Raw genomic sequence first — 11,736 nt, forward strand, 5'->3', positions numbered from 1 at the left:
TATCAGGCTTTGGTTTTACTTATGCCAAAGCCTGATAGCAGTTATTTTAACCTGTCAGGATTTTCACTTACAAAGGCCGACCACCCTTTCTTCTTCGAGCCATTGCCGGTCAAGGCTTTTGTTTTACCGTGCATATAATGGCAAACCGCTACCCCGACGGCATCGGTAGCATCATAAAACTCGGTATCAAGTTTCATTTTTAATGTGTGTTCAAGCATATAAGCTACTTGTTCTTTACTGGCGTTTCCGTTTCCTGTAACCGACTGCTTTACTTTTTTGGGCAGATACTCTATAATAGGCACATCCCGATTTAAAGCTGCTGCAATGGCTACTCCCTGCGCTCTACCCAATTTCAGCATCGACTGCACGTTAACCCCATAAAAAGGTGCTTCAATAGCCATTTCATCGGGCAAAAACTCTTCAATCAGTTGTGTCATTCTTTCGTAAATCTTCTTTAACTTCAGTTCGTGTGTTGTATATTTGTCAAGTTTTAAAACACCATATTGAATTAAAGTAATAGCATTTCCCTGTACAGCAATAATGCCGTACCCCATAATTCTCGTACCCGGGTCAATCCCTAAAATGATTTTCTCTTTATTCATAATATGCAAATTAACTCAAAAATCTTTGACTTTATACCTAATACATGGTTATGGATTCTAAAAAATATCCTGTTTGTGGGTGTATTGTTTTCGGTGTATCTTTTGCTGAATGAAAAAGGCGAAAATCTGGCAAGCGCACTAGCTTATATTAAACACCTGCCTTTTCATATAAACGTGCCAATCGTGTTGTTATTAATGCCCGCCAACTGGGCGTTTGAAGCATGGAAATGGCAACGCCTTGCCGCAAGAGTTGAACCAATCACTTTTGGCGAAGCCTATCAGGGTGTACTGGCGGGTTTAGCTCTGGCTACTTTCACCCCTCTAATGATAGGTGACTACGCCGGAAAAATACTCATGTTGAAAACAAAGCAGCGCACGGCAGGCATAGGAGCCATCTTTTTAGGCAACAGTATGCAGCTTTATGTATCTCTTTTGTTTGGCACTATGGGTTATATATATTTTATAGGTATAGCGCAGCCCATTCCATTAGTATTACATATTATAATAGCAGCATTGCTGGCTGGTCTTTTAATAACCGGAGTATTGTTGGCTTTTAAACTTCAGGCTATTAGTTTTTTTAATACCAGTTATTCGTTCATACAATTCATAAAACAATATCTGATTATAATAAAAGAATATTCCCTGCCCGAAATCAGAGATGTATTTCTGATAGCCACAGGCAGATACCTTATATTCAGTATTCAATTTCTGCTTGTTTTGCAATGGTTTCAGATAAACCTGCCATTGGTAGTGCTATTGGCAGGGATAAGTATCATTTTCCTGACAAAGACGGTAGGTGCGGCGTTCAATTTTTTAGGCGATTTAAGCCTTCGGGCTATCACCTCGGTTTATTACTTCGGTTATTTTGGCATACAACTTTCAGTTATTACAATAGCTACTTTTGTAATCTGGTTTCTGAATGTACTCGTTCCTATATTAATCGGAAGCCTGTTTATTTTAACTTTGAGGTTTTCTGCCAGAAAAGCCGAGGTTTCGGCCAAATAAGTAAACCTTATAAATAGAAAGATATAAGTGCTTGTTATTACTCTCATATTGATTGTTGGATTTTACTGCGTGATGAATATCGCGCTGATAAGCATCTGGTTAAGTAATAAACCTTACCGTTTACAAGCCAATCAGGATAACTTACTCAGAATTTCAGTTATTATTCCTGTACGGAATGAAGCCAGCAACATCATCAGTCTGTTGAAGGATTTGGAAAAACAGCAATATCCGAAGGATAAATTTGAAGTGATAGTGGCCGACGATGACTCAACCGATAATACCATTACCCTGCTTCAACAATTTCAGAAACTTACCTCTTTGCAATTATTGATAAATAGCCTGCCGCCTAAAGAAAACAATACATCACCCAAAAAACGGGCCATTCAGTCATCAATCCAATTAGCGAACGGAGAGTTAATAGTAACTACCGACGGCGATTGCCGAGTGAATGAACGCTGGCTAATGACCATAGCTGACTTTCAGGCTACCACAGGTGCTTTTCTGATTAGCTCACCTGTAACATTTACCAATGAAACCCCCACTTGGATACAACGCCTCTGGATAAACATCCAGACCATTGAATTCAGTAGCCTGATAGGCACAGGAGCCTGTGCCATGCTTGCCAAGAAACCCAATATGTGTAACGGGGCTAATCTGGCCTACCTGAAAACAGTATTTGAAGAGGTAGGAGGGTTTGCTGGTAATGAAAACCTTGCCTCCGGCGATGACGAATTCCTGATGCACAAGATTGCAGGCCTATATCCTGATAAAATTCGGTTTCTGAAAAATTGCTCAGCAATTGTTGAAACCCAAGCCCACACTTCAATAAAATCGTTTTATTATCAGCGCAAACGCTGGGCCAGTAAATGGAAACATTATAGTAGTTACACTACCACGGCATTGGCCGTGTTTATTTTCTTGGCCAATTTTGCCGTAATTCTGGCACCATTGCTGTATTTTTTTTATGAAATGAATAAAGTACAGCTATGTTTGATTCTGCTCCTGAAACTTTCGGCCGAATTACTTTTTTTAAGCCTTGTTCTTAGCTTTTTGAATAAAAAAAGGTTAATTTGGCTCATTCCTTTGGTTCAACTCATCTATCCTTGTTACGTTACATTTTTTGGCTTCATAGCTCAGGGCAAAAATGAGTATATCTGGAAAGGACGAAAACTTCAATAAACTACCAGCATCACCAGACTGTATCTCATGAAACAATTATTCCTACTCCTCTGCTTACCTGTATTAGTTTTGGCTCAAAGCAAAAAAGAGCAACGTTTATTAAAAAAAGCCGATAAAATTCATGCCCGCGCCTACACAGTAGATACACACGCCGATGTGCCAATTAATATGCTCGAAATGGAGAGTTTCGATGTGGGCGTTAAACATAATTATAATGAAGACGGTACGCAGATTGATTTCCCGCGTATGAAAGAAGGCGGAATGGATGCCATGTTTTTTGCCGTATACATGGCGCAAGGAAAAAGAACTCCTGAGGGAGATGCCGAAGCCAAACAAAAAGCACTAAAGATATTTCAGGCCATACACGATGCCGTAAAAAAATATCCTGAAACCGCCGAACTGGTTACAACTGCCAAAGAAGGATTTGTCGCCCATAAAAAAGGTAAGCTAGGTGTATTTATAGGAATGGAAAACGGCTGGCCGGTAGGTCATGATTTATCGAACCTTAAATTATATTATGACTTGGGCTTGCGTTACATTACGCTGGCACATTCATTTAATAATGATTTGAGCGACTCATCGGGCGACCCACAGGGTAGCGAACACGGAGGCGTAAGCAAACTAGGCGAGCAATGTATTGCCGAAATGAACAGGCTCGGTATTGTAGTTGATGTATCGCATATTTCAGACTCGGCTTTTTATGATGTAATGCGCCTGAGTAAAGCTCCGGTTTTTGCGTCGCATTCATCGTGTCGGGCTTTAAGTGATGTAAAACGTAATATGACCGACGACATGATAAAACTCATGGCTTCAAAAGGCGGGGTTATTCAGATTAACTTTGTTGCCGACTTCCTCAAAAAACCTTCCGAAGAAGTAGCAATTTCGATCAAAACACTTCGGATGCAAGCCATGAAAGCAGACGCAACACCTGAGGATAAAAAGAAAATCAATGCAGAACTACGCCAGTTAAAATATAAATTTCCAGGGGAGGCCCCTTCTGTCAAAACCGTTGTTGACCACATAGACCACGTAGTTAAAATAGCCGGCATTGACCACGTAGGCATAGGTATGGACATGGACGGCGGAAGCGATGTGGTTGGCTGTGAAGATGTAAGTAAAATTAAGAACGTTACCATAGAGTTACTACGACGCGGATATTCGGAAAAGGATATACGTAAAATCTGGGGCGAAAACACCATGCGCGTACTGGCCGCCGCCGAAAAAGTGGCAAAAGAACTGAATACCAAGCCATAAGCATTTCAGCAAACACAAGACAGAACCTATATGAATTGTACAATTTTAGCCTAAAGTAGTACAATATTATATTTTTTTGTGCAAAAAAAAGCCCACACTTGGCTTTTACGAAGTAAAACCTTTATATTTGCAAAGTATAATATTATTGATATTAAATATAATAAAACAAACGCCTGTTGGGTTAATATATAAAAAAACGTAGAAAAATTTGGAAGCATTACCCAAACTGTTTAATATTGTATCTGATTGATACAATATTACAAACTAACCCGAAAAACAGTTGTTGTCACAATCAAACTATAAGTTAACCGCTGGTTCATGGCTATTAAAAAGCTTTACATTACTCAAGTCACTTCATCATAAAAATAACTAGATTCATTCTGAAAGAATCCGCACAAAAAAGTAAATTATTAATTTTTACCCCTTTGGGATTAGCATATTTTAAAGAAAAATTGTAGCGTAACAATGAAGGTTATTTCAAATCTGAAAATACAACATAACACCAGTATATTTTACTTCACATGGCTTCAGTTAGTTTTTTTTATTAAAGACAATTTCCATTTCAAAAAATAAGAAAGTAGTATTTGTATAAAATTATTTTGGATATAAAGCCATAATAGTGTCACTATGAATAGTGAAAATTATAAAAAAAGACAGAAAAATTTGCAACAATCTGAGTTATATCATTTATAATTGTATTCGATACACTTATCAGGAAAAAACAAGAAAATCTTGATATTGTGTAAAAATAAAAACTTTAATTACAATTTATTTTTTACTTTTTTTTAACAAAAACAAAACTATGAAACAAAACTACTTTGTGCCCATACGGGGTGCTCTGATTTGTGGACTACTTTGGATTATGTCTATAGTAGCGTTTGCACAAAAATCTGTTAGTGGTAAAGTAAGTGATTCAAAAGGAGAAGGTATTCCTGGTGCCAGTGTCTCTGTAAAAGGAACAACTGCCGGAACAATCTCAGATGCAGAAGGAAATTTCAAAATCAATGTTCCTAATTCAGGAGGTAGATTGGTAGTTAGCTCAATTGGTTATAAAACAGTTGAGTTGGCCTTATCAGGTCAGAGCGTAATCAATGTTACACTTGAAGACGATGCTTCTTCTCTTGATGAAGTTGTTGTAACTGGTTATACCATCGACAGCAGACGTGAAACTACGGGTTCTGTTTCTACCGTAAAAACAAAAGATTTATCAGCTGTACCATCAGGTAACGTTGAGCAACAGTTACAAGGTAAAGTAGCTGGGGTTACAGTTATCACCAACGGTCAGCCAGGTACTGCCAGCCAGGTTCGTGTGCGTGGTTTTGGTGCATTCGGTGGTAACGAGCCTCTATACGTTGTTGACGGGGTTCCAATGGGAAATACTGAATTCCTTAACCCTGATGACATCGAAACAACAACCGTACTAAAAGATGCTGCTTCAGCTTCAATCTATGGTGCGCGTGCTGCCAACGGTGTAATCATCTATACTACCAAAAAAGGTAAAAAAGGTGCTAAAAAATTAAGCATTACTTATGATGGTCTTTATGGTGCAACATTACCTGGCCCTGGTCAGAAAATGATGAATCCACAAGATTTCGCTGACTGGACTTGGAACGCTAAAAGAAACTCAGGCGAGCCATTAACACACCCTCAGTTCGGTACAGGTGCAACTCCTGTTATCCCTGACTATATCAACGTAGGTGGCCGTTCAGGTGTAATTGGTACTGTTGATTTAGCAGCTGAAAAACTAAAATACAATGTTAACCCAGCGGCTGGTCCTATCTATCAGGTTGTAAAAGCTAACAAAGCAGGTACTGACTGGTACAAAGAAATTACTCGCGTAGCTCCTATGCACCGTCATACTTTAGGTTTCTCAGGTGGTGGTGACAGAAGCCGTTTCTATTTTGGCTTAGCTGCACAACAACAAGGCGGGGTTATGATTTATAACCAATTCAACCGTTATAGCTTACGCGCTAACTCAGAATTCGACGTATTTAAAAATGTACGTATCGGTGAAAACTTCCAGTTAACTTATCGTGAAGTATTAGGCCAACAAGGTGACGAAGGTGGTAAAGGGGTAGCTGACGACGAAAACGAATTCCTTGCAGCTTTCCGTATGCCTTCAATCATTCCGGTTTATGATGAGTTCGGCGGATACGCTGGTACTGCTGCTAAAGGTTTCAACAACCCACGTAACCCAGTTGCTGCTCGTGACGGTATCAAAAACAACCGTGGATTTAATATGATTGGTTCTGGTAACGTTTATGTTGAGTACGACCCAATTCCAGGTTTAACACTACGTAGTAATATCGGTACTACATTCAGTAACCAATATTACTGGAACTATAGCCGTCTACAATACGAAAACTCTGAAAATAACTCAGCATTTGGTTATGGTGAAGGTGCAAGATTCGGCTTTGGCTGGACATTCACTAACACAGCTAACTATAAAAAGAAATTTGGTAAACATGGTATCGACCTGTTAGCTGGTCAGGAAGCATTGAATACAGGTAAAGGCCGTAACATAGATGCAACTGGTCAGAACCCATTCTCTACTGACCTTGATTACATCACCATGACAACAGTAGGTTCAAGAATTGTAAATAGTGGTTATGACAAAGGCGTGAATTTCTATTCATTATTTGCTCGTGCTAACTATTCATTCAACGATAAATACTTGTTATCTGCAACGATTCGTCGTGACGGTTCTTCTCGTTTCGGTATCAACAATCGTTACGGGGTGTTCCCAGCGTTCTCAGCAGCGTGGAGAATCTCGTCTGAGAGCTTCATGAAAGCTCTACCTTGGATCAACGACTTGAAAATCCGTGGTGGTTACGGTTTAATGGGTAACTCTAACAACGTTAACCCTAACAACCAATTCAGCTTGTATGGTACAAACATCGGTGAGTCAGTATATGATATCAACGGTACTAACTCAAGCGTAGCTGAAGGTTACTACCGTACACGTATCGGTAACCCAGATGCTAAATGGGAAACTTCAATCACTAAAAACTTAGGTTTTGATGGTTCATTCTTCAATGGTAAATTAGACGTTATCTTTGAATTGTGGCAAAAAGATACTAAAGACTTGTTAACTCAGTTACCAATTACACAAACTGCAGGTTACAGAGCTACTGCGCCTCTAGTTAACATCGGTAAAATGGTAAACAAAGGTATCGACTTCCAAGTAATCAACCGTGGTAAAATCCATAAAGAAGTTGGTTATGAAATCAACTTAACTGGTAGCTTCCTTGATAACAAAATCGTTTCAATTGCTCCGGGTCTTACTTACCTGACTAACATCAACCCAGGTTACCGTAACATCAACCCAATCAGAAACCAATTGGGCTACTCACTATCATCTTTCTATGGTTACAAAGTAGTAGGTCTTTTCAGAGACAAAGCTGAAGTTGACGCTGCTCCTGCACAAGATGGTAAAGCTCCTGGCCGTTTCCGTTATGCTGATATCAACGGTGATAACAAAATTGATGATGCTGACCGTACTTACTTAGGTAGCCCGGTTCCTAAATTTACTGGTGGTTTGAACCTTACCTTTACATATAAGAACTTTGACTTGTCAACTTACTTATATACCTCAATCGGTAACAAAATCTTCAACGTATCTAAACTATTCACTGATTTCTACCCAACATTTAGTGGTGCAGCTATCAGCGAACGCGTAAAAGATTCTTGGACTCCAACAAACCTAGGTGCTACTATACCTATCTTTGAAAGTTACTCTGGATTTAGCTCAAACACTCAATCTAACTCATTCTATATTGAAGATGGTAGCTACCTAAGAATGCAAAACATCGCAATCGGTTACACACTTCCAGGAAACCTTGTTTCAAAATGGAAAATGGAAAGATTGAGAATCTATGCAGCAGCTAACAACTTATTTACTATTACTAAATACCAAGGCTTAGACCCAGGTGTAGGTGGTAACGCGGATACTCAATTCGGTATTGACCTAGGTAATGCGCCTATTACACCAGGCTGGAACGTTGGTTTGAATATTGGTTTCTAATGTCAAACAATTAAGTTGCTAATCATTCAATTTACATTCTAAAAAAAATATTTTATTAAAAATATCATGAAAAAAATTAAAAATTTAAAATGGGCAATCTTGGGAACTGTCACTACGATGGGTCTGGTTTTTGCCTGTAATGATGATTTCTTGAACATAAAGCCTACGGCTTCATTGGCTCAAGCACAATTGTCTTCTAAAAAAGGTATCGAGGGGGCTTTAATTGCGGTATATGCGCAATTGAATGGTCGTGCCAACCGTATGGCCAGCCCAACCAACTGGGTATGGGGTAGTATTCGTGGTGGTGATGCTAACAAAGGTACTGACCCGGGTGACTTCAGTGATATCAACCCAATCCAACGCTTCGAATACCTTACAACACAAGGTGTTATCAGCGATGCGTGGGGTGGTATCTATGAAGGTGTAGCTCGTGCTAACTCAGTATTGAACCTTTTAAAAACAGCTCAGGCTGATGTAACTGATGCCGATAAGAAAAGAATTTCTGCTGAAGCTCGTTTCTTGAGAGGTCACTACTACTTTGAACTAAACAAACTTTTCAAAAACGCTCCTTACGTTGACGAAACTCTTGACTACGGTTCAGGTATCGAAAAAGTGAAAAATGACCAAGACCTTTGGCCTAAAATCGAAGCTGATTTGAAATATGCTTATGACAACCTTCCTGAAACACAAACTTCGGTAGGTCGTGCTAACAAATGGGCTGCTGCTTCATTATTAGCTAAAGCATATATGTTCCAGAAGAAATTCAACGATGCTAAAGCATTGTTTGACCTAATCATTGCAAACGGGCAAACTACTAACGGTAAAAAATATGCCTTGAATGCAAAATATGCTGATATCTTCAGAGCTGATAACGATAACAACGCTGAGTCTGTATTCGCTATCCAAGCTGCTGCTAACACAGGTAGCGTAAACAATGCTAACCCTGAGTTTGACCTTAACTGGCCTTACAACACTGGTCCTAATGGCCCTGGTAACTGCTGCGGTTTCTTCCAACCAAGCTTTGAGTTAGGAAACTCTTTCCGTACAGATGCTAAAGGTTTACCATTATTAGATGGTTCATATAACAGCGCAGGTAACGAAGTTAAAACTGACATGGGTATCTTGTCAAAAGACCCATTCACTCCAGATGCAGGTAACCTTGACCCTCGTATCGACCACTCAATTGGTCGTCGTGGTATCCCTTACCTAGACTGGATCGATCACCCAGGTGCTGACTGGATTCGTAACCAACCTAACGGTGGCCCGTATTCAAACAAAAAATATGCTTATTACAGAACTGACATAGGTAAAAACCAAGATAACAGCTCATGGACTCCTGGTTATACAGCTATCAACTTTACTATCATCCGTTTTGCTGATGTATTGTTAATGGCAGCTGAAGCTGAAGTTGAAGTAGGAAGCCTTGAAAAAGCACGCCAATATGTAAACATGATTCGTTCAAGAGCTGCTAATCCAGCTGGCTTCGTAACGAAAAATGGTGCTCCGGCTGCTAAATATGTAATTGCTACTTATGACACTCCTTGGACAAGCCAAGCACAAGCTCGTACTGCTGTTCGTTTCGAACGTAAACTTGAGCTTTCTGGTGAAGGATACCGCTTCTTCGACCTAGTTCGTTGGGGTGTTGATGTACAAGAAGTTAATGCTTACTTAACTTATGAAAGCAAAAAACTTCCTAATACACTAGGTGGCTCTGTTTACCAAGCTAAACATGCATTGTTGCCAATTCCTCAAGGACAAATGGACCTTCTTAATCAATCAGAAAAAATCCTGACTCAAAACCCAGGATATTAATTCTAACTTTGATTATTTATTAAATAAGAAAGAGATGGTATCTTGCCATCTCTTTTTTAATTCCCTATCATATAAGTATGAAAAAGTCTCTTTTATATCTAACTCTACTCATTACTGGTTCTGTTCTGGTTTCCTGTCAGGAAGAGGAGACCGTATTTACTTCACTCCCAGCCGATAAAACGGGTATCTCTTTTGCCAATAGAATCACCGAAAACGATACCCTTAACATCATTGCTTTTGAATATGTCTATAACGGAGGCGGGGTAGCATTGGGTGATTTCAACAATGATAAACTTGTTGATGTATATTTCACTGGTAATACAACTGCTAACAAATTATATCTCAACAAAGGCGATTTTAAATTCGAAGATATTACCAAAGAAGCAGGCGTCGATGGCGCAGGTCGGTGGTCTTCTGGTGTAGCAGTAGTTGATATTAATAACGATGGCCTACTCGATATCTACGTTTGCGCAACCGCAAAAAAAGTAGCAGGCCAAAGGGCGAATCTACTATATATTAATCAGGGCGTAGGACGGAATGGTATTCCGTCGTTCAAGGAAATGGCACAGGAATATGGCGTTGCCGATACCACACATACCACAAACGCCGTATTTTTTGACTACGACAACGACGGCGATTTAGATTTATATGTTCTCGTAAATGAAATGGACGATAACCGTTATCCTAATCAGTTTCATGATAAGGTAACCGACGGCTCGTCAGTAAGAAATGACAAACTTTACAGAAATGATTTTGACAAAACTAAAAATCATCCTGTATTTACAGATGTTACCACACAGGCAAAGATTTTTGATGAAGGCTATGGCCTAGGAATCAATATCACAGATATTAATCAGGATGGTTGGAAAGATATTTATATCACTAACGATTTCCTGACAAACGATTTACTTTATATCAATAATCATGATGGTACTTTCACCGAGAAAGCCCACGATTATTTCAAACATACTTCTTATTCGGCTATGGGTAACGATGTAGCCGATATTAATAATGATGGTTTGGTCGATATGATAGCCCTCGACATGATGCCGGCTACCAATAATCGCAAGAAGATGATGACCCCAGCCAATAGCTATATAACTTATCAAAACAACGATAAGTACAATTATATATACCAATATGCTCGTAATACGCTTCAAATCAATCAGGGACGTGACCCTAAAACTGGTCAGCCGATGTTTAGCGAGGCAGGCTTGCTGGCAGGCGTAGCACAAACTGACTGGAGTTGGACACCAATGGTAACCGATTTCGATAATGATGGCCTACGTGATATTATTATTACCAATGGTTTCCCACGTGATGTTACCGATCAGGATTTTCTGGCATATCGCAATCAGGTAATGGGGTTAATGTCAAAAACAGCCTTACTTGAGTATGTACCTGTTATTAAACTAAAAAACTATGCCTTTCATAATAAAGGTAATTTCCAGTTTGAAGATGTAACTGATAAGTGGGGTATCACACAGCCTACATCATCCAACGGGGCAGCGTATGCAGATTTGGATAACGACGGCGACCTTGATTACATCGTTAACAACATCAACGATTCGGCCTCAGTGTATCGCAACAACTCCATTCAGCTTAAACCACAGGAAAGCAACTACCTTCGGGTTCAGTTCAAAGGCAATAGCCCCAATGTGATGGGCTTGGGGGCATGGGTCGAAATCCAGTATGGCAACGGGCAGAAACAGGTTTATGAACATACTCCATACCGTGGTTACCTGTCCTCAGTAGAACCTGTGGCCCATTTCGGTTTGGGTAAAACCACTGAGGTCACTCAGGTAAAAATCATCTGGCAAAGCGGCAAGAGTCAGGTGCTGAAAGGAGTGAAGGCCAATC

7 protein-coding genes are annotated in these 11,736 nt (G+C 39.6%); 6 read left to right on the forward strand and 1 reads right to left on the reverse strand.

The features are described from left to right. Nucleotides 1-41: 41 nt before the first annotated feature. Nucleotides 42-602 (reverse strand): crossover junction endodeoxyribonuclease RuvC, encoded by a 561-nt coding sequence (gene ruvC / locus WAA15_RS11430; protein ID WP_337042878.1) that lies wholly within the window; start codon nt 600-602, stop codon nt 42-44. A 3-nt stretch (nt 603-605) separates the two neighbouring features. On the opposite strand from ruvC, the gene WAA15_RS11435 reads away from it, so the two are divergent. The 6 genes from WAA15_RS11435 to WAA15_RS11460 all read left to right on the forward strand — a co-directional run. Beyond that, on the forward strand, nt 606-1,607 hold the full coding sequence (locus WAA15_RS11435) for a lysylphosphatidylglycerol synthase domain-containing protein (protein ID WP_337042879.1): 1,002 nt from the start codon (nt 606-608) through the stop codon (nt 1,605-1,607). Between the two features lie 72 nt (nt 1,608-1,679). After that, nucleotides 1,680-2,786 (forward strand): glycosyltransferase, encoded by a 1,107-nt coding sequence (locus tag WAA15_RS11440; RefSeq protein WP_337042880.1) that lies wholly within the window; start codon nt 1,680-1,682, stop codon nt 2,784-2,786. 27 nt (nt 2,787-2,813) lie between these two features. Beyond that, nucleotides 2,814-4,040 carry a dipeptidase gene (locus WAA15_RS11445; RefSeq protein WP_337042881.1) on the forward strand — a complete coding sequence of 409 codons (1,227 nt, stop codon included), beginning with the start codon at nt 2,814-2,816 and terminating at the stop codon, nt 4,038-4,040. A gap of 802 nt (nt 4,041-4,842) precedes the next feature. Beyond that, on the forward strand, nt 4,843-8,064 hold the full coding sequence (locus tag WAA15_RS11450; RefSeq protein WP_337042882.1) for a SusC/RagA family TonB-linked outer membrane protein: 3,222 nt from the start codon (nt 4,843-4,845) through the stop codon (nt 8,062-8,064). A 66-nt stretch (nt 8,065-8,130) separates the two neighbouring features. Next, entirely contained in the window at nt 8,131-9,876 is a 1,746-nt protein-coding gene (locus tag WAA15_RS11455; protein ID WP_337042883.1) for a RagB/SusD family nutrient uptake outer membrane protein, read from the forward strand. Nucleotides 9,877-9,953: 77 nt separating this feature from the next. Further along, nucleotides 9,954-11,736 (forward strand): CRTAC1 family protein (locus WAA15_RS11460; protein WP_337042884.1); only part of this gene is annotated, 1,783 nt, incomplete at its 3' end.

Source organism: Emticicia sp. 17c (assembly GCF_037153985.1).
In the GTDB taxonomy this organism is placed as follows: domain Bacteria; phylum Bacteroidota; class Bacteroidia; order Cytophagales; family Spirosomataceae; genus Emticicia.